At 64.3% G+C, this 18,989-nt stretch carries 14 protein-coding genes; 6 read left to right on the top strand and 8 right to left on the bottom strand.

Annotated elements, in window-relative coordinates; all coding sequences use genetic code 11:
• The first annotated feature begins 109 nt into the window (after window positions 1-109).
• Window positions 110-1,492: an aspartate aminotransferase family protein gene (locus FXB40_RS12810; RefSeq protein ID WP_148772553.1), complete on the top strand. Its 1,383-nt coding sequence runs from the start codon at window positions 110-112 to the stop codon at window positions 1,490-1,492.
• A 196-nt stretch (window positions 1,493-1,688) separates the two neighbouring features.
• Here FXB40_RS12810 and rnd read toward each other — a convergent pair whose 3' ends face one another.
• Entirely contained in the window at window positions 1,689-2,870 is a 1,182-nt protein-coding gene (rnd, locus tag FXB40_RS12805) for a ribonuclease D (RefSeq protein ID WP_148772552.1), read from the bottom strand.
• Between the two features lie 355 nt (window positions 2,871-3,225).
• On the bottom strand, window positions 3,226-4,125 hold the full coding sequence (locus FXB40_RS12800) for a LysR family transcriptional regulator (protein ID WP_148772551.1): 900 nt from the start codon (window positions 4,123-4,125) through the stop codon (window positions 3,226-3,228).
• 104 nt (window positions 4,126-4,229) lie between these two features.
• Between FXB40_RS12800 and FXB40_RS12795 the strand changes: the two genes are divergently transcribed.
• A complete protein-coding gene (locus tag FXB40_RS12795; RefSeq protein WP_148772550.1) occupies window positions 4,230-5,219 on the top strand; it encodes a zinc-dependent alcohol dehydrogenase family protein in 990 nt (329 codons plus the stop codon).
• A 158-nt stretch (window positions 5,220-5,377) separates the two neighbouring features.
• Window positions 5,378-5,626: a hypothetical protein gene (locus FXB40_RS12790; protein ID WP_148772549.1), complete on the top strand. Its 249-nt coding sequence runs from the start codon at window positions 5,378-5,380 to the stop codon at window positions 5,624-5,626.
• Window positions 5,627-5,706: 80 nt separating this feature from the next.
• Here the strand turns inward: FXB40_RS12790 and FXB40_RS12785 are convergent, their stop codons facing one another.
• The 5 genes from FXB40_RS12785 to FXB40_RS12765 all read right to left on the bottom strand — a co-directional run bounded on the left by FXB40_RS12785 (window position 5,707) and on the right by FXB40_RS12765 (window position 11,397).
• Window positions 5,707-7,038, bottom strand: coding sequence for an ABC transporter substrate-binding protein (locus FXB40_RS12785; RefSeq protein ID WP_148772548.1), 1,332 nt, complete (start codon window positions 7,036-7,038; stop codon window positions 5,707-5,709).
• A gap of 11 nt (window positions 7,039-7,049) precedes the next feature.
• Entirely contained in the window at window positions 7,050-7,919 is an 870-nt protein-coding gene (locus FXB40_RS12780) for a carbohydrate ABC transporter permease (RefSeq protein WP_148772547.1), read from the bottom strand.
• Window positions 7,916-8,866: a carbohydrate ABC transporter permease gene (locus FXB40_RS12775; RefSeq protein WP_187436848.1), complete on the bottom strand. Its 951-nt coding sequence runs from the start codon at window positions 8,864-8,866 to the stop codon at window positions 7,916-7,918. The genes FXB40_RS12780 and FXB40_RS12775 overlap by 4 nt, the downstream gene beginning before the upstream one ends.
• A 1-nt stretch (window position 8,867) precedes the next feature.
• Entirely contained in the window at window positions 8,868-9,719 is an 852-nt protein-coding gene (locus FXB40_RS12770) for a phosphodiesterase (protein WP_148772545.1), read from the bottom strand.
• A gap of 202 nt (window positions 9,720-9,921) precedes the next feature.
• Window positions 9,922-11,397: a protein adenylyltransferase SelO gene (locus FXB40_RS12765; protein WP_148772544.1), complete on the bottom strand. Its 1,476-nt coding sequence runs from the start codon at window positions 11,395-11,397 to the stop codon at window positions 9,922-9,924.
• 194 nt (window positions 11,398-11,591) lie between these two features.
• Here FXB40_RS12765 and aspS point away from each other — a divergent pair, with 194 nt between their 5' ends.
• Complete coding sequence (aspS, locus tag FXB40_RS12760; protein ID WP_148772543.1) at window positions 11,592-13,364, top strand: aspartate--tRNA ligase; 1,773 nt, start codon at window positions 11,592-11,594, stop codon at window positions 13,362-13,364.
• A gap of 327 nt (window positions 13,365-13,691) precedes the next feature.
• Here aspS and FXB40_RS12750 read toward each other — a convergent pair whose 3' ends face one another.
• Window positions 13,692-15,668, bottom strand: a complete 1,977-nt coding sequence (locus FXB40_RS12750; RefSeq protein WP_148772541.1) for a hypothetical protein — start codon at window positions 15,666-15,668, stop codon at window positions 13,692-13,694.
• A 245-nt stretch (window positions 15,669-15,913) separates the two neighbouring features.
• On the opposite strand from FXB40_RS12750, the gene FXB40_RS12745 reads away from it, so the two are divergent.
• Window positions 15,914-18,223, top strand: a complete 2,310-nt coding sequence (locus tag FXB40_RS12745; protein ID WP_148772540.1) for an NADP-dependent malic enzyme — start codon at window positions 15,914-15,916, stop codon at window positions 18,221-18,223.
• Window positions 18,224-18,506: 283 nt separating this feature from the next.
• Complete coding sequence (locus tag FXB40_RS12740; RefSeq protein WP_148772539.1) at window positions 18,507-18,959, top strand: DoxX family protein; 453 nt, start codon at window positions 18,507-18,509, stop codon at window positions 18,957-18,959.
• The last annotated feature ends 30 nt before the right edge of the window (window positions 18,960-18,989 follow it).

Raw genomic sequence — 18,989 nt, 5'->3', positions numbered from 1 at the left:
CGACGAATTGACGTTGCAAGTTTCGACCCGTCGCAATAGCCAAGTAACCTGACAATCAAGTGATGATGCTGGCCGCGCCGGCCAAGTGATGACGTAAGGAATCCCGCAAATGTCCATGCTGCCCAATTCGCAAGAAGCCCGGGATGTGGCCTACCAGCTCCACGCCTACACCAATGCGCGCGCACATCAGCAGGCAGGTCCCCTGGTAATCGAGCGCGGCGAGGGGCCCTACGTGTTCGATGCGTCGGGCAAGCGCTATTTCGAGGCGATGGCGGGCTTGTGGAGCGTCGGGCTCGGCTTCAACGAGAAGCGGCTGGTCGAGGCCGCGCACAAGCAGATGCTGGCGCTGCCGTTCTATCACACCTTCTCGGCCAAATCGCACGGGCCCTCGATCGACCTCGCCGAGAAGCTGGTCGCGCTCGCGCCGGTGCCGATGAGCAAGGTGTTCTTCACCAATTCCGGCTCGGAGGCGAACGACACCGTCCTGAAGCTGATCGCCTATCGTTCGAATTCGCTCGGTCAGCCCCAGCGCAAGAAGATCATCAGCCGCATGCGCGCCTATCACGGCGTCACCATTGCCTCGGCGAGCCTCACGGGCCTGCCCAACAACCACCGTTCGTTCGATCTGCCGCTGCCGAACATCCTGCACACGGGCTCGCCGCATTTCTACAAGGACGGCGCGCCCGGCGAGAGCGAGGAAGCCTTCGCCACGCGCCGGGCCGAGGAGCTCGATGCGCTGATCCAGAAGGAAGGGCCTGATACGATCGCGGCCTTCTTCGGCGAGCCGGTGATGGGGGCGGGCGGCGTGATCGTGCCGCCGGCAACCTATTGGGACAAGATCCAGAAGGTTTTGACGAAGTACGACATCCTGCTGATTGCCGACGAGGTGATCTGCGGCTTCGGCCGCACCGGCAAGATGTTCGGCTGCGAAACCTACGGCATCAAGCCGGATGCGATCGTGGTTTCCAAGCAGATCACCTCGAGCTACTTCCCGCTTTCGGCGATCATCATGAACGACCGCATGTTCGAGCCGATCGCAGACGAGAGCAACAAGATCGGCGTGCTCGGCCACGGCTTCACCGCGGGCGGCCATCCGGTCGGCTCGGCGATTGCGCTGGAAAACCTCAAGATCATCGAGGAGCGCGGCCTGGTCGCGCATGCCGCCGAGCTCGGCGGCTACATGCAGGGCAAGCTGCGCGAGCTCACCAGCCATCCGCTGGTCGGCGAGGTCCGCGGCGTCGGCATGATCGCAGCGCTCGAGCTCGTGCTCGACAAGGGCCGCAAGACCGCAGCCGCGACGCCTGGCGCCGTCGGCGGCATGGCGAGCCGCATGCTGCAGGAGCGCGGAGTGATCTCGCGCAACATGCTGGACGCCATCGCCATCTGCCCGCCACTGATCGTCACCAAGACCCAGATCGACGAGCTGATCGCTGCGATCACTGGGGTGTTGAACGACATGAAGCCGGAAGTGGCGAAGCTGACGCCGGCGTAAGGGAGCGCCTAGCCCGAGCGTTCAGTCTATCACCGTCACCCCCGCGCAACGGCGAAGCCGTTGTCGCTGGAGGTGCTCGCCTCTTCGGCGAGCCTCGAAGGGCGACGGCCCAGATGGCAGGAACGGGGGCGTTCATCCTTCGAGGCTCCCCGCGCGGTGCTTTGCACCGCACGCCTCGCACCTGACGGGCTAACGGCTATTTCGCGTCGGCGGTTCGGGAGCTAACCGCCTCGACCCGCTGAACCCCGATCACGCGACCCTTCTCGATCGCCAGCGCCAGCTCGCCGCGCTTCAGCTTCAGCGCGTTGTCGCCGAACAGCTCGCGGCGCCAGCCGCGGAGCGCCGGCACGTCGGCCTCGTCATCGGCTGCGATCTCCTCGAGATCATCGACGGTCGCGATCACCTTGCTTGCCACGGCATGGCGCTCGGCGGTCATGCGCAGCAGCACCTTCAACAGCTCGACGGTCGCAGCACCATTGTTGTTGTTGCGCGGCTTCTCCAGCTTCGGCAGCGTGGAATGGTCCCGCGCCAGCCCGCGCTCGACCGCGGCGACGATGTCCGCGCCCCATTTGGACTTCTCAAAACCCTTCGGCACCGAGCGCAGATGGGCAAGCTTCTCCAGCGTGTTCGGCGCGTGGGTGGCGATGTCGCTGATGGCTTCGTCGCGCAGCACGCGGCCGCGCGGCACGTCGCGGCTCTGGGCCTCCTGCTCGCGCCAGGCGGCGACCTCCATCAGTACGGCAAGGTCCTTCGGCTTGCGCACCCGCGTCTTCAGCCGTTCCCAGGCACGCTCGGGATGGAAGTCGTAAGTCTTGGGCGAGGTCAGGACCTCCATCTCGATGGAGACCCATTCGCTCCGGCGGCGCTTCTTCAAATCGGCGTCGAGCGCGGCGAAGACGTCGCGTAAGTGCGTGACGTCGGAGACCGCGTAATGCATCTGCTCCTTGGTCAGCGGCCGGCGCGACCAGTCGGTGAAGCGATGGGTCTTGTCCGGGCGGTGGCCGGTGACCTTCTCGACCAGGGCATCATAGGCGATGCTGTCGCCATAGCCGAGCACCATCGCCGCGACCTGGGTGTCGAACACCGGATGCGGGATGATGTTGGCCTGGTGCCAGATGATCTCGATGTCCTGGCGCGCGGCGTGAAACACCTTCAGCACGCTCTCATTGGCCATCAGCTCGAAGAACGGCTTGAGGTCGATGCCCTCGGCCAGGGTGTCGATGACGATCGCTTCCTCGGGGCTGGCCATCTGCACCACGCACAACAGCGGGTAATAGGTGGTCTCGCGCAGGAACTCGGTATCGACGGTAATGACGGGGTGCTTGGCCAGCCGGCTGCAGGCAGCCGCGAGGTCAGCGGTGGTGGTAATCAAATCCATGAACGGCCCATGACACTTGGTATCAGCCGTTCTGCCGAAAGCGCTGTGATGTCAAGGGGCTCTAAGCGAATTCGAGCCTTGCATTCGGACTGGAATCGCTCTTTTCCGCCGAAATTCCTATTCGTAGCGGATCCGGTGCGAGGATTTGCGGGCGCGGGGCACCGCCACGACGATCAGGCACATGCCAACCAGCGCCAGCCCCAGGAACTCGAAAACCAGCAAATCCACGGCGGAAATCTCCAGAAACACCGTTAGATTTGTCGGCTGCGCGTTGAGGGTCTGTTAATTCAAATGGTTACCGCCGGCGGGTCGACCCGGATGGTGGACGGGGGGTTAACGGTGCAGGGGCCCACCGTCACGTCATGAGCTTCGGCAGGGCCGCGGCCAAGGTATCCACAGCGGCGCGAACCTTTGGTGGCAAGCGGGGCGAGCGTGGCCACAGCGCGTGGCAGTCGTACAGGAATTCTGGTTGTCCGCGGAAGAGGCCGACCAGCGCGCCGGCGTCGAGTCGGTCGCGGGCCAGCCAGTAGGGCAGCCAGGCCAGACCCATGCCCTGCGCGGCGGCATCGGCGATCGCCTCCAGATCATCGAGCCTCAGCCTGCCTGAAGGCATGATCTCTCGCGGAGGCTGGCCCGCTTGCGGGAATAGCCAAGGTCGGACGCGCCCGGAGCGGCGATAGATGATCGCCTGATGCGCGGCGAGATCGTCGAGCGTTTTCGGCTTGCCGCTGGCGCGCAGATACGAGCGCGCGCCGCACACCACCATGCGCTGGCTCGCGATGCGCCGCGTGATCAGGCCGGACTGGTCGTCGAGATCGCCGGTCCGGATCGCAAGATCGTAGCCGGCCTCGATGATGTCGGCGATCGGGTCGCCGAATGAAAGATCGAGCTCGAGATGCGGATATTTGCGCGCGAGCTTCATCAGCAAGGGAGCGATGCAGTGCCGTCCGAGCAGGGCGGGCATGGTCACGCGCAGCCGGCCGCGCGGCTCGGAGAGTTCGTCGGCGACGACGGCGTCGGCGGCCTCGGCTTCGCTGAGCACGGCGCGGCAGCGTTCGTAATAGGCTTGCCCTGCGTCAGTCAGGCTCTGGCGGCGTGTGGTGCGGTTGAGGAGGCGGACACCAAGGCGCTCTTCGAGGAAGCGCACATGCTTGCCGACCATCGGCCCGGACATCTCGAAGGCGTCGGCCGCGGCCGCGAACGAGCCAAGATCGACCGCCTTGACGAACACGGCCATGCTGGTCAGGCGGTCCATGATTGAAAACTCCTGGTTTCGACTGTTCGCTTCGTTCTGCGATTTATCCGCTTCCCAACGCGCGGCATAGCTCCATTCAGTTCAATTGTTTTGGAGTGGATCCCATGGCGCGAATCGTTCGCTTTCACCGGCATGGCGGCCCCGAAGTGCTGCATATCGAGACTGTCGACGTCGCGCCGCCGGGACGCGGAGAGGTGCAGATCCGGGTCAAGGCGCTCGGCCTCAACCGTGCGGAGGCCCTGTTGCGGAGGGGGACCTATATCGAGACCGCGACGTTTCCGTCCGGCCTTGGGCTGGAGGCGTCGGGCATCGTCGAGGCTGTCGGAGAGGATGTCGCCGGCTTCGTGCCGGGCGATGCCGTCACCATCGTGCCGCCGCTGTCGATGGTGCGATGGCCGGCCTATGCCGAGCTCGCGACGTTTCCCGCCGAGCTCGTCGTGAAGAATCCGCCAGAGCTTGGCTTCGAGACGGCGGCTGCGGTGTGGATGCAATATCTCACGGCCTACGGCGCGCTGATCGACATCGCTGGCCTTGGACGAGGTGACGTCGTCATCATCACGGCGGCATCGAGCAGCGTTGGGCTCGCGGCCATTCAGATCGCCAACCGGATCGGCGCTATCCCAATTGCGCTGACACGGAACTCGGCCAAGCGGCGCGCGCTGCTCGATGCCGGCGCGGCTCACGTCGTTGTCTCGGATGAAGAGGACATCCTCGCGCGACTGGAAGAGATCGCCGGACCAAACGGTGTCCATGTGGTCTTCGACGCGGTCGGTGGACCCGCGTTCGAGCCGCTGACGGCGTCGATGTCGCCGGGCGGCATTTTGATCGAATATGGCGGGTTGAGCCCCGAGCCGACGCCGTTTCCGCTCTTAAGCGTGCTGACCAAGAGCCTGATCTTGCGCGGCTACCTCGTGCACGAGATCACCCGCGATTCCGAACGGCTCGCGCGGGCCAAGGCTTTCATCCTCGACGGGTTGGCGGACGGCGCGTTGCAGCCGATCATCGCCCGAACGTTTCGGTTCGAGGACATTGTCGAAGCACATCGCTTCCTGGAGTCGAGCGAGCAGTTCGGCAAGATCGTCGTGACGATCTGAGCCCAGATGGTCTTCAGGCTCGACGGGAAGCGCAGCTAGACGAGGCCTTCGGGCAGTCCCGACGGGGATTGATTGACCACGACCTTATCGCCCGCGTCGTCTTTACACGCGTTGATTGAACGAATAGCTTTGCGCGCGTTTTGATTCAGGGGATGGAAATGAAGAAGAAGTTGATTTCGATCGTGTTGATCCTGGCTGCAATCGGCTGCACTGGTTCGTCGGCACTTGCTGCGGGCAAAGGTTACGCGAGCGCTCGGGCTGCCTGCCTTGCTGAAGCGGGCACTACAGAGGCAATCTTCTCGGCGCGCAAGGCAACGTACGCGCAGGGGGCAGTCTACAAGCAGTGCATGACCGCCAAGGGCCATGATGTGACGGTTGTGAAGAGCAACGGCACAAAACTCTACTGACCCGGCGCGGCGGCCACCGAAACGACTTCGGCGCCCCGCATGACGGGACGCCGAAGCTTTCTGATCTAGTTCGCCAGCGCTCAGGGCAGCTTCAGCGACGTCTCCGCATTGTACGGCTTGAGCGTCTCGTCGGCGGCCTTCTGGGCGGCGACGAGGGCTTCCTTCGGCTGCTTCTTGCCGTTGAGGACCAGCATCACCTCGTCCTCCAGCGTCTTGCGCACCGGCACGGTCTTGTAGGTCGCAAACCAGGGTTTTGCGACGTCGAGCTGCTCGACGGCGGTCTTGGCGTCCGGGTTCTTGTTGAGGAAGTCGACCATGTCAGGCGTCTTGTAGGCGGCCATGTTGGGCGCGAAGTAGCCGGTGGCGCGGCTCCACCAGGCGCTCTTCTCGGGCGAGGTCATCCACTTGATCAGCGTCCAGGCGGCCTTCTGCTTGTCGGCTTCGACGCCGGCCGGAATGATCAGCGATGCGCCGCCGATCGGCACGGCGTTGCGGACGTTGCGCGGGATGAAGGCGACCTTGTAGTTGAACTTGGCGTTCTCGCGCACATAGGTCAGCGAGCCCGTCGACAGCATCATCATCGCGGCGTTGCCGGAGATGAAGGAGGTGCTGACGGCAGGTCCAGGCGTGGCGCCGGGGGCGTGGACCTTGTGCTTGTTGACGAGGTCGCTCCACCAGGTCAGCGCGCCGAGCATCGAGGGCGTGTCGTAATAGACCTCGCCGCCGAACTCCTCGTTGTAGTAGCGCCCGCCATTGGTCATGGTGAGCGTTTCCATCATCCAGCCGCAATAGTCGTAGGCGCAGGGGATCGCGATGCCCCAGCGCGTGACCTTGTCGCCCTCGCGCTTGGTCAGCTTCTTGGCCCAGTCGGTGAGTTCGGCCCAGGTCTGCGGCGGCTTGTTCGGATCGAGGCCGGCTTCCTTGGCCTGGTCGGCGTTGATGTAGAGCAACGGCGTCGAATTGTGGAAGGGCACGCCATAGACCGAGCGGTCGATCACCGCGTTGCCCTGCAGCGCCGGGAAGAACTGGCCGAGGAACTTGTCCTTGGTGCTGCCGTCGGCGGCGATCAGGCTGTCGAGATTGGTGAGCTCGTTCTCGATCTGCATGTCGAGCAGGAAGTTCGCCGACATGATCACGGCGGACGGCGGCTTGCCGGCCTTGATCGAGGCGCGCGTCTTGATCAGCGTGTCGTCGTAGGAGCCGGTGTAGACGGCGGTCGCCTTGATATCGGGATGACCGTCGTTGAACTCCTTGATCAAGGTGCCCATGTCGCGGGCGAGCTTGCCGTCGACGGGAACGGGGAAGAACAGGTCGATCTCGGTCGGACCTTCGGCCATCGCCGGGACGGCGATGGCACTGGCGAAAGTGCCTGCGATGGCGAGGCCGAGCATGAGCCTGCGGGAGAACAGCATCGAGAAATCTCCTATTTGATGCCTGAGGTGACAAAAGAGCTGATGAAGCGCTTCTGGAAAACGAGGAAGGTGATGAGCAGCGGCGCGATCACCATCAGCGTGCCGGCGGCGATGGTGCCCCAGGCCTGCGTGCCTTCCGCGGTCGCGGTGAAGACGGAGAGGCCAACCGTGAGCGGCCGCTTGTCCGGCGAATTGATCACCATCAGCGGCCACAGGAAGTCGTTCCAGTGGCTGGTGACGGAGATGATGGCGAAGGCCGAGAAGCTCGGGATCGACAGCGGCACGTAGATGTGGCGTATGCGCTGGATCAGGCTGGCACCATCGATCAGCGCGGCGTCTTCCAGCTCGGTCGGAATGGCCTCGAACGCCTGGCGCATCAGGAAGGTGCCGAAGGCCGAGGCGAAGAACGGCATCATGACGCCGGCAAGCGTGTCATAGAGGCCGAACTGCGCGATGATCCGCAAATTCGGCACGATCAGCAGCACCGGCACCAGCATGAGCTGCATGAGGAAGAGATAGAAGATCAGCGATTTGCCGGCGAAGTCGAGCCGCGCAAAGGCGAAGCCTGCGAGCGTGATCGTGACGAACTGCACGAGCAAAATGCCGGTGCAGATGATCGTGGTGTTGAGGAAGTATCGCGGGAAATCGCCGATCTCCCAGGCATCCCTGATATTGTCGAGCGTGGGTTTGAGGCTCGGCATCAGCTCGGCCATCAAATTGATGCCGTCGGAGGCCGGGCGCAGCGTTGCCACGCCCATCCACAGGAACGGGATCAGCCAGGCGAGCGCGAGCAGCAGGGTCAGCGCGAAGCCGAGCTTTGGCGTGATCTCGTTGCGGGTGGCGAGCGGGGCATCCTTGTAGAGCTGGTCGATCAGCTTCATGCGCCGCCCTCGCGGTTGGCCATGGTGCGGAACGAGAGCGCGGTGAGGGCCATCAAGGCCGCAAGCGTCAGCAGCGTCGCCGCCGAGGCCTTGCCGATGTCGTAATGCTCGACCGCCTGCTGGTAGATGTAGAACAGCACGAGATTGGTGGCGTTCGACGGGCCGCCCTTGGTCATGACGAAGACATGGTCGACCTGCGTCACGGCATTGAGGATGGCGATCACGGTGACGAACAGGAAGGTGGGCTTGAGCTCCGGCAGGATGATGTGGCGAAAGCGCGTGAATGGCCCGGCGCCGTCGAGGTGGGCTGCTTCCATCACGTCCTCGGGCACGGACTGGAGGCCGGCGAGGAAGAACAGCATGTAGTAGCCGGCGTTCTTCCAGATCGTGATGATCATGATCGCATAAAGCGCGATGTCGGGATCGCCGAGCCAGTTCGGCACCACCGGCAGCAGCCGGCCGATGTAATAGTCGAGCAGGCCGACATTGGGCAGGAAGATGAAGAGAAACAGCGCCGAGGCCGCGACCATCGGGATCAGCACCGGCAGGAACAGCGCGGCGCGCAGCGCGCTGGTCACGACGTTGGTGCGCGCCAACGCCAGCGCAAACAGCAGCGCGAGGCCGATGCTCGGGACGGCGGTACCGATGGCGTAGATGAGGTTGTTGATGACAGCGCCGGTGAAGGCGGGGTCCGCCAGCACCGCGGTGATATTGTCGAGGCCGACGAAGCGCAGCGGTGCCTTCGGCGTGGCGCGCTGGTAGAGCGCGTCGATCAGCACGCGCCCCATCGCGCCATAGGTGAACAGCGCGAGGAAGACCAGCGAGGGCAGCAGCAGCAGATAGGCCGGCAGCGAAGCTTTGAAACGGGTGGTGAACCGCGTCACGATATGCAGGCGCGGCGGCACCGCAGCCGCGACCGGGAGAGCCGCGGGTTCAGCGAGGCTCATGTCACCGCGCCGGGAAGTTGAGCGCATAGTCGCGGCCGTCCACGCCCGCGGGGGGCTCGAAGGGAAAGCGCAGACTGGTGTCGAGGAAGTCGTGGCTGTGCACGACGAGGTTTTGATCGTCGATCAGCACGACGCCGTAAGCCGGCGGCTCGTGGCTCGCCAGATGGTCGGTGGCGGTGGCATCGAGCTCGAACCAGACCTGGTGGTTGGTGCCGCGCAGCGTCGAGAACGGGATCTTGCCGTAGCTGCCGAAGATCGGACGGTGCACATGGCCGAAGAAGAGATGGCGGATGCGCGAACGATACGGCGCGATCACCTCGGCGAACTCCGCGCTCTGCGCCAGTGCAATCTCGTCCATCGCGTGCACGCCGACCGGGAACGGCGGATGGTGCATGAACACGACGAACGGCGTGTCAGCGGGCGCCGCGGCGAGCGTCTTCGAAAGCCAGTCGAAGCGTTTTGCGCACATCTCGCCGGCGTGACTGGTCTCGTCCAGCGTGTCGAGGAACACGAACAGGCCGTGCTCGGTGGTGCGGGTGCCCTGCACAAAGCCGTTGGGATCGCGCGGCGCGGCCTTCAGACCGTCGAGACAGGCCACGCGCTTGTCGTGATTGCCGACCATGGCGATGTACGGCATTTTCAGCGCCGCCATCGCGTCTGCGAAGTTCGCGTAGGACTCCGCTTCGCCCCAATGGGTGAGGTCGCCGGTCACGACCGCGAAGGCGGCGTCCGACTGGTGCTTGTTGATGTCGGCAATCGCCGCATCCAGCCGCGCGCGCGGGTCGAGGCCGTAGAGCTTCAGCCCGGGGTTCGCGAGATGCGTGTCGGTGATGTGGATGAATTTGAAAGGCATGGCGCGCTTGTCAGGGTTTTGGAGGATGGGCGCCTCCGGCAAGACGGCCCTGACAGGCCGTTAGAGCGCGTGTGTTTCAGTTTGATGACAGCGGTTCCCGGGGACCGGACGTGTCCACAGCGCGAGCATATGCATGGTGGATTAGCCGAAAGCGAAATCCACCGTTGAACCAATTATAGGTAGCGGCGAGCCTGCGCCCGCCTCACGTCCCGCAAAACGTCTGCAACACCCGCTGATCCGGCAGCGGCGGATCGGCGTAGGCGGCGTACTCCGGCTGGTCCTGATACGGCGTCGCCAGCACCTTCACCAATTCCTCGAACGGCGCGTAATTGTCGTCATTCACGGCAGCCTGGATCACGGCCTCGACGCGGTGGTTGCGCGGGATGAAGACGGGATTGACGGCGTGCATCGCGCTTTGCCGCACGGCGGCGCTCTGCGGCTCCAGAGCCGTGCGTTCGTGCCAGCGCTTGGCCCAGTCGTCGAAGGCTGCGGGGTCCATGAATTGTGCGCGAGCATCGTCGGCGGCCGGATCGCCTGCGGCATCGCCGAGCTTGCGGAAGGTGAGGGTGAAGTCGGCCTGGTTCTTGGCCATGGCGTCGAGCAAATCCTGGATCAGGGCCTCATCGCCGTCGCGCTCGGTGAACAGGCCGACCTTCTTGCGCAGGCCCGCCTGATAGGCCGCGCTGAATGTCTCAGAGAAGGCGCCGAGAATGTCCTGCGCTTCCGCGACCGCCTTCTCCTGCTCGTCTCCGAACAGCGGCAGCAGGCATTCGGCGAGCCGCGTCAGATTCCACAGCGCGATGCGCGGCTGGTTGGCATAGGCGTAGCGGCCCATCTCGTCGATCGACGAGAACACCTGCGCAGGATTGTAGGCGTCCATGAAGGCGCAGGGGCCGTAATCAATGGTCTCGCCCGAGATCGATGAATTGTCGGTGTTCATCACGCCGTGGATGAAGCCGACCAGCAGCCAGCGCGCGACCAGCTCGGCCTGGCGTGCCACGACACCGGCGAGCAGGGCGTGATAGGGCCGCTCGGCGTGAAGCAGGTCCGGATAGTGGCGGGCGATGACGTGATCGGCGAGCCGGCGGATCGCGTCGGTGTCGCGACGGACCGCGAAGAACTGGAAGGTGCCGACCCGGATATGGCTCGAGGCGACGCGCGTCAGCACCGCGCCGGGCAGCACGGTCTCGCGGATCACGGGCTCTCCAGTGATGACGGCTGCGAGCGAGCGCGTGGTCGGGATGCCCAGCGCAAACATCGCCTCGCTGACGATGTATTCACGCAGCACGGGCCCGAGCGCCGCGCGGCCGTCGCCGCGGCGGGAGAACGGGGTGGGGCCCGAGCCCTTGAGCTGGATGTCGCGGCGGAGGCCGCTCTTGTCGATGACCTCGCCGAGCAGGATCGCCCTTCCGTCGCCGAGCTGGGGCACGAAATTTCCGAACTGGTGGCCGGCATAGGCCATGGCGATGGGGTCGGCTCCCGCGGGAACCGTCTTTCCGGCCAGGATCTCGGCGCCCTCCGGGGTCTCCAGCAGGTCCGGATCGAGCCCGAGCTGGACCGCCAGCGGCCGGTTGAGCTTGATCAGCCGGGGTGCGGATACGGGGGTCGGCGCGACGCGGGCAAAGAAGCTGTCCGGCAGCGCCGAATACGAGTTCTGGAACGGGAAATGGACTGTCATGGCCTCAAGATAGGGCTGGAACGCTGATCGGCAAAGGCTCGGGCCTGGATTGGCCAAAAATGGGCGCTTCCGACCCCAAAACAGGCCGTTCCCTCGGTTGCCGCCCCCGGTCTCGTCGGGTAAACCCTGCCGCAACGTCGGACCGGCTGGCTCAGTCGTCCGATTCGATCCTCCGACATCATTTTGGGACGACCATGCATCGCTACCGGTCACATACATGCGGCGCGCTCCGCGAGAGCAACATCGGCGAGACCATCCGCCTCTCGGGCTGGGTCCATCGCGTGCGCGACCATGGCGGCGTGCTGTTCATCGATTTGCGCGACCATTACGGCCTGACCCAGTGCGTGGTCGACCCGGACTCGCCGGCGTTTTCGCAGGCCGAAAAGCTGCGCTCGGAATTCGTGGTCAAGATGGACGGCAAGGTCCGCCGCCGCCCCGAAGGCACCGACAATGACGATCTGCCGACCGGAAAGATCGAGATCTATGTCAGCGAGATCGAGGTGCTGGGTCCGGCCGGCGACCTGCCGCTGCCGGTGTTCGGCGACCAGGAATATCCCGAGGACATCCGCCTGAAGTATCGCTTCCTCGATTTGCGCCGCGAAAAGCTGCATCAGAACATCATGACGCGCGTCGAGATCATCAAGTCGATGCGCCGGCGCATGGAGGGGCAGGGCTTCTTCGAGTTCAACACGCCGATCCTGACCGCGTCCTCGCCGGAAGGCGCGCGTGACTTCCTGGTGCCGTCGCGCATCCATCCCGGCAAGTTCTACGCGCTGCCGCAGGCGCCGCAGCAGTACAAGCAGCTCTTGATGATGTCGGGCTTCGACCGCTACTTCCAGATCGCGCCGTGCTTCCGCGACGAGGACCCGCGTGCCGACCGTCTGCCCGGCGAGTTCTACCAGCTCGACGTCGAGATGAGCTTTGTGACGCAGGAAGACGTCTTCGCGGCGATGGAGCCCGTCATCACCGGCGTGTTCGAGGAGTTCGCCAAGGGCAAGCCGGTGAGCAAGAACTGGCGGCGGATTCCGTTCGCCGAAGCGCTGCGCAAATACGGCAGCGACAAGCCGGACCTGCGCAACCCCATCGAGATGCAGGACGTCTCCGAGCACTTCCGCGGCTCCGGCTTCAAGGTGTTCGCGCGCATGCTCGAAGACCCCAAGAACCAGGTCTGGGCGATCCCGGCGGCGGGCGGCGGCAGCCGCGCCTTCTGCGACCGCATGAACTCGTGGGCGCAGGGCGAGGGCCAGCCCGGCCTCGGCTACATCATGTGGCGCGAAGGCGGCGAGGGCGCCGGCCCGCTTGCGAACAACATCGGGTCGGAGCGCACCGCTGCAATCCGCGCGCAGATCGGTACCAAGGAGGGCGATGCCGCCTTCTTCGTCGCCGGCGATCCCGACAAGTTCTGGAAGTTTTCAGGTCTGGCCCGCAACAAGGTCGGCGAGGAATTGAACCTCACCGACAAGGAGCGGTTCGAGCTCGCCTGGATCGTCGACTTCCCGATGTACGAGTACAACGAGGACGACAAGAAGGTCGACTTCTCGCACAACCCGTTCTCGATGCCGCAAGGCGGCCTCGACGCATTGAAGGGCCAGGATCCGCTGACCATCAAGGCGTTTCAGTACGACATCACCTGCAACGGCTATGAGATCGCCTCGGGCGGCATCCGCAACCACGTGCCGGAAGCGATGGTGAAGGCGTTCGAGATCGCCGGCTATGGCGAGCAGGAAGTGGTCGAGCGCTTCGGCGGCATGTACCGCGCCTTCCAGTACGGCGCCCCGCCGCATGGCGGCATGGCCGCCGGTGTCGACCGCATCGTGATGCTCTTGTGCGGCACCAACAATCTGCGCGAGATCTCGCTGTTCCCGATGAACCAGCAGGCCATGGACCTGCTGATGGGCGCGCCGTCGGACGCCACCCCCAAGCAGCTCCGCGAGCTGCATGTGCGGGTGAACCTGCCGCAGAAGTGATCTTGCTTCGCCTCTCCCCGCGTGCGGAGAGAGGCCGGATCGCATCGAAGATGCGATCCGGGTGAGGGGGACTCTCCGCGAGTCGGCCAGGCCGATATCACGTTAGGTTTTTCAACGTCGTCATTGCGAGCGCAGCGAAGCAATCCAGAATCCCTCCGCGGAAAGACTCTGGATTGCTTCGCTGCGCTCGCAATGACGAGGAGGGATTTTCGCTAGTCACGTAGCCCGGATGGAGCGAAGCGTAATCCGGGGTCTCGCGCGCGGACGGAATTGTCCCGGATTGCGCTTCGCTCCATCCGGGCTACGAGGATCACCGGCAGTTGCGCCCTACAGCCCCGTCGATGCCTCGATCCTGAACTGCGCCAGCGCGACGATCGGGTCGCTGTTCAGCGCATCCATGAGCTGAAGCACCGGCATCTTGCCGAGCGGCGTCAGCTTGATGGTGAGCGTCTGGTCCGAGGTCGCGACGAAGCTTGCGATCGCATCGACCACTACCTTCGCATCGAGATTGGAAGCCGCGACCTTCTCGCCCTGCGCCCGGATCATCTCCACGATGGCTCCGCGTGCGGCGTCGCGGCTGACGTTCTGCGTGCGCGCGAACTGCGTCACGACGAGATCGACGCCGCCATTGTCGCGCAGTGAGAACTCGAGCGTGTCAGCCTCGATCCGGGCCGCCTGGCCCATAAGCTGAGCGGGGTCGGTCGAAAACAGCTCGCGTGGCACATTGTCGAGCGCGATACGCAATTGCGCTTTTGCGATGCCTCCGATGTCGAGGGTTGCCAGCGTCAGAGCGAAACTGTTGGAGGACTCGGTCCAGGCTGCCCCGAGATCGAGGTCGATCGCGAGCTTGTCGATGCCGGCGGCAATCAATGGAAGCTGCTTCGGATCGGACGGATCGGTGGGCGTGACAAGTTTGGCCACCAGATGCGCCTTGCTCGGGATCGAGCCGACCAGCTGCCCCCAGTCCAGGCTCAGCGTGTCGACCGTGACGAGCTTCTTCGTGGTCTTGAAGGGCGCAGTCACGCCCTTGATCTCTGCACCTGAGAGCACGCCGAAAAGCCCAAACATCTGATCCGGCGAGGGCGTCCGCCCGGGCATGGTGAGGCTTGCTGCCCAGCGTACCAGGTTCGTCGTGCTGAATGACTTCAGCGCGAAGCGCTCCATCTTGAACTGCCCTTGCGGGGACGGCGTGTCGACGCCTTGGACTGCGAATTCGCCGTCCTTGTACCGGACCACATTGATGCTGCCTGTTCCTTGCGGCGTCGTGATCGAGGTCTTGCCGATCTCGATCTTGCCGATGTGGAGGCCCTCATAGAAGTCGGCGAGTTTCTCCATCATCTCACGCGCCTGAGCCGGCGTTGGCGGCGCCGACGGGTCCTGGGGCAGCATGGCAAGCATCTCGGCCATCCGGAATTTCGACGGCTGCACCGCGATATCGTCGATAGAGAAGCCGTCGACCTGGAGGCGAACGTCGCCGGACGTCACCGTATAAGGTCCCGCCGAAACCTGCCTGTAGAGCTGATGGGTGGTGTCGTCATTCGCTTTTTGCGGATCGAACGCAGCGAGCATGCCGGCGGCATCGAAATCGCTCATCGTCAGGTTCGACAGTTCTCCCGTCAGCTGGCCGGGCTTGCCCGGCTGCACCTTCTTGAACGCGAAGGTGAGCCGGTCCGCCTTGGTCGCCTCGACCTTGCCGTGCCTGAGATTTTTCATCACCAGGCCCGAATAGGTGAGATCCCCATCTTCCGGCTTGGCGGTATCGGGCTTGCTGACGACGGTGACGGCAACGGTCGGCACCTCAATTGAAGACGCCGAGACGCTGCTGAACTGTTCGAGACCGAAGCGATAGAGATCGGTGATGGCGTTTGATGGCGGCAAGGCCCGGGCCCTGATCGTCCCGCTGTAATCCCGTATCGTGGCCTGCGCGACTCTATAGCCGGCCTTCATCTGCGACGGGCCGACGGTACTGTCGATCGCGCACTCGATGCCCGAGACCTCGATGGTATCGGCAGAAAACTGGCCCTCGTCGCCTTGGCGCACGCCGGTCGCCCTGACGTTGCCAATCTTGATATGCATCTGCGACTGCTGGCCGGGATCGACGGCGATGTCCTCGATCGTGAGGGTGCGGCTCGGCAGATCGAACCCGATCTTGCCGTGGCTGGCCTTGCCGCCTTGCTTGCGGATCTGCTCGAAGGCCGTCTCGATCTCGGCGGTGACGCGATGCTTTGCGTAGAGGTTGAAGCCGAACCATCCGCCCGCGGCAAGCACGGCGACTGCGATCAGGCCGATCAGAATCCGCTTCATTCCCAGCTCCAGTTGCTCGTTGTGCACTGCGCAACCTGCCATATTCGGGAAACGTCGCGAGGTCTAGGGAAAGCTAGCGCTGTCAAACATTTGACCATGCGCCCTGTTGATGGGGCCGCAATCGGATGTTGCCACCGGGGCGCCGGCCGTGCTTCATCCCGTTTCCATGAGCCGGAAATACCCTCCGCTTGGAAGGCTGCTCCGGATGATGCATTTTGAGGCCGGTAACGCGAGGCAGAGACCGCATGTCGTCCTATTCTGATGATCTCCACCAAGCGGCACTGGCCTATCACCGTCTGCCGCGCCCCGGAAAGCTCGAGATCCAGGCGACCAAGCCGCTCGCCAACCAGCGCGACCTGGCGCTGGCCTATTCTCCGGGCGTAGCCGCTGCCTGCACCGAGATCGCCAAGAACCCGTCTGAGGCCGCCACGCTGACGGCCCGCGCCAATCTGGTCGCCGTGGTCTCCAACGGCACCGCGGTGCTGGGCCTCGGCAATATCGGCCCGCTGGCGTCCAAGCCGGTGATGGAAGGCAAGGCGGTCCTGTTCAAGAAATTCGCCGGCATCGACGTGTTCGATATCGAGATCGCCGCCGACACCATCGAGCGTGTGGTCGAGACCGTGGCGGCGCTCGAGCCGACCTTCGGCGGCATCAATCTGGAAGACATCCGCGGGCCGGAATGTTTCGAGATCGAGGCGCAGCTGAAGGAGCGCATGAAGATCCCGGTCTTTCATGACGATCAGCACGGCACCGCGATCATCGTCGCCGCCGCCATCACCAATGGCCTGCGCTTGAACGGCAAGAAGCTCTCGGACGTCAAGATCGTGGCGTCGGGGGCAGGGGCTGCCGCCATCGCGACACTCAATCTGCTGGTCTCGATGGGCGCGCAGCGCAAGAACATCTGGGTCTGCGACATCGACGGCCTGGTGCATGAGGGCCGCAACACCACGATGGACCGCTGGAAGGCGGTCTATGCGCAGAAGACCGACAAGCGCACGCTCGGCGACGTCATCGGCGGCGCCGACATCTTCATCGGCCTGTCGGCCCCGGGCGTGCTCAAGCCCGAGATGGCCAAGGCGATGGGCGACAAGCCGCTGATCATGGCGCTCGCCAATCCGACCCCGGAGATCATGCCGGAAGAGGCGCGCAAGGTGCGTCCCGACGCGATGATCTGCACCGGCCGCTCCGACTACCCGAACCAGGTCAACAACGTCCTGTGCTTTCCCTTCATCTTCCGCGGCGCGCTCGATGTCGGTGCCAGCGCCATCAACGAGGAGATGAAGCACGCCGCCGTCGAGGCCATCGCGCAGCTTGCGCGCGAGGCGCCGTCGGATGCGGTCGCGCAAGGCTTTGACACCGGCGAGACGCAGGGCTTCGGCCCCGGCTCGCTGATCCCAAGCCCGTTCGACCCGCGGCTGATCCTGCGCATCGCGCCCGCTGTGGCCAAGGCTGCGATGGAGTCCGGCGTCGCGACGCGGCAGATCACCAATTTCGACGAATACACCGCGCTGCTCGAGCGCTTCGCCTTCCGCTCCGGCCTCGTCATGAAGCCGATGTTCGCCAAGGCCAAGACCCAGCCGGTGCGTGTGATCTACGCCGAAGGTGAGGACGAGCGCGTGCTGCGTGCCACGCAGGTGGTGCTGGAAGAGAAGCTGGCGCGGCCGATCCTGGTCGGCCGTCCCTCGGTGGTGGAAGCCCGCATCAAGCGCTTCGGCCTCCAGATCCGCGCCGGCAAGGATTTCGATCTCGTCAATCCCGAAGACGATCCGCGCTACCGTTCCTACGTGCAGTCCTATGTCGAGGTCGCCGGCCGTCGCGGCGTGACGCCGGATGCGGCACGCACGGTGGTGCGCACCAACAACACAGTGATCGCGGCGCTGGCGGTGATGCGCGGGGAGGCGGACGCCATGCTCTGCGGCGTCGAAGGCCGCTACATGCATCATCTGCGTCATGTCCGCGAGATCGTGGGCTTCCAGGCCGGCGTTAGCGATTATGCCGCGCTGGCGCTGCTGATCACCAGCAAGGGCGCGTTCTTCATCGCCGACACGCAAGTGCGGCCCAATCCGAGCGCCGAAGAGCTCGCCGAGATCGCCTCGCTCGCCGCGGTCCACGTCCAGCGCTTCAACATCAAGCCGAAGATCGCCTTCGTCTCGCACTCCGATTTCGGCAGCTACGACACCGATTCCTCGCGCAAGATGCGCCGCGCGACCCAGTTGCTGAAGGAAAAGCATCCGGAGATCGAGGCCGACGGCGAGATGCAGGGCGACACCGCGCTTTCGGCTGCGGCGCGAAAGATGGTGCTGCCGCACTCCAAGCTCGAGGGCGAGGCCAACATCATGATCATGCCGACGCTGGACACCGCCAACGTCGCCTATCAGATGATCAAGTCGCTGGCGGACGCGCTGCCCGTCGGCCCGATCCTGATCGGCCCGGCGCGGCCCGCCCACATCCTCACCCCCTCGGTCACCGCGCGCGGCATCCTCAACATGACAGCGGTCGCCGTGGTCGAAGCGCAGGAGCGCGCGGCCCGGCAGCAGCCGACGTTGTTCACGTAAGGGCGGCGGTTCTTCACCTCGCCCCGCTTGCGGGGAGAGGTCGGATCGCATCGTAAGATGCGATCCGGGTGAGGGGGAGCCTCCGCGNNCGCGGAGGCTCCCCCTCACCCCAACCCTCTCCCCGCAAGCGGGCGAGGGAGCGCACCTCCGGCGCATCCGCACCTCGATCTTTTCAAAACAGTTCGCCATTTCCCCGTTTGTAAACCGCCGCACGACTCTTCATAATCGCTCGGTGTTCCCGTCAAGACGCCGATTTCAAAAAGCCTGAGCCAAGAGGCCGACCATGCCAGCGTTCGTGACTTTCGGGCGAATCCTGTTCGCCGTGCTGTTCATCTACACGGGCGCGACCAAGTTCTTTGCCATCCAGGCGACCGCTGACTTCATCGCCACCAAGGTCGTGGTGCCTGACGTGATCGCGCCCTACGCCAAGCAGGTCGAGACGGCGACCGCGATGACCACACCGCAGCTTCTGGCGATCGGGCTCGGTGGGCTCGAGATTATTGCGGGGCTGATGATTGCGCTGAATTTCGGTGCGCGCTTCTTTGCGATGCTGATGATCATCTACATGGTGGTGTCGACCGTCCTGTTCTACGATTTCTGGAATCAGCCGGCGCCTGACAACGCCAAGATGCTGGTCGACGCGCTGAAGAATCTCTCGATCATTGGTGCGCTTTTCATGATCATGGGCTATGGCCGCGCCACGCGCTCGGTCGAGACGGCCTACGGGGACGTGTAGGTCTCGTAGCTCGTAGGGTGGGTTAGTCTT

This window comes from Bradyrhizobium rifense, assembly GCF_008123425.1.
GTDB classification, from domain to species: domain Bacteria; phylum Pseudomonadota; class Alphaproteobacteria; order Rhizobiales; family Xanthobacteraceae; genus Bradyrhizobium; species Bradyrhizobium rifense.
This window is presented reverse-complemented; position numbering and strand designations above follow the sequence as displayed.

Bases quoted from the DNA above. Each gene is read 5' to 3' on its own strand.
- rnd (WP_148772552.1), bottom strand. From the start codon at position 2,870: ATGGATTTGATTACCACCACCGCTGACCTCGCGGCTGCCTGCAGCCGG.
- FXB40_RS12795 (WP_148772550.1), top strand. From the start codon at position 4,230: ATGGCGCGAATCGTTCGCTTTCACCGGCATGGCGGCCCCGAAGTGCTG.
- FXB40_RS12740 (WP_148772539.1), top strand. From the start codon at position 18,507: ATGCCAGCGTTCGTGACTTTCGGGCGAATCCTGTTCGCCGTGCTGTTC.
- FXB40_RS12790 (WP_148772549.1), top strand. From the start codon at position 5,378: ATGAAGAAGAAGTTGATTTCGATCGTGTTGATCCTGGCTGCAATCGGC.
- FXB40_RS12770 (WP_148772545.1), bottom strand. From the start codon at position 9,719: ATGCCTTTCAAATTCATCCACATCACCGACACGCATCTCGCGAACCCC.
- aspS (WP_148772543.1), top strand. From the start codon at position 11,592: ATGCATCGCTACCGGTCACATACATGCGGCGCGCTCCGCGAGAGCAAC.
- FXB40_RS12785 (WP_148772548.1), bottom strand. From the start codon at position 7,038: ATGCTGTTCTCCCGCAGGCTCATGCTCGGCCTCGCCATCGCAGGCACT.
- FXB40_RS12765 (WP_148772544.1), bottom strand. From the start codon at position 11,397: ATGACAGTCCATTTCCCGTTCCAGAACTCGTATTCGGCGCTGCCGGAC.
- FXB40_RS12745 (WP_148772540.1), top strand. From the start codon at position 15,914: ATGTCGTCCTATTCTGATGATCTCCACCAAGCGGCACTGGCCTATCAC.
- FXB40_RS12750 (WP_148772541.1), bottom strand. From the start codon at position 15,668: ATGAAGCGGATTCTGATCGGCCTGATCGCAGTCGCCGTGCTTGCCGCG.
- FXB40_RS12800 (WP_148772551.1), bottom strand. From the start codon at position 4,125: ATGGACCGCCTGACCAGCATGGCCGTGTTCGTCAAGGCGGTCGATCTT.
- FXB40_RS12775 (WP_187436848.1), bottom strand. From the start codon at position 8,866: ATGAGCCTCGCTGAACCCGCGGCTCTCCCGGTCGCGGCTGCGGTGCCG.
- FXB40_RS12810 (WP_148772553.1), top strand. From the start codon at position 110: ATGTCCATGCTGCCCAATTCGCAAGAAGCCCGGGATGTGGCCTACCAG.
- FXB40_RS12780 (WP_148772547.1), bottom strand. From the start codon at position 7,919: ATGAAGCTGATCGACCAGCTCTACAAGGATGCCCCGCTCGCCACCCGC.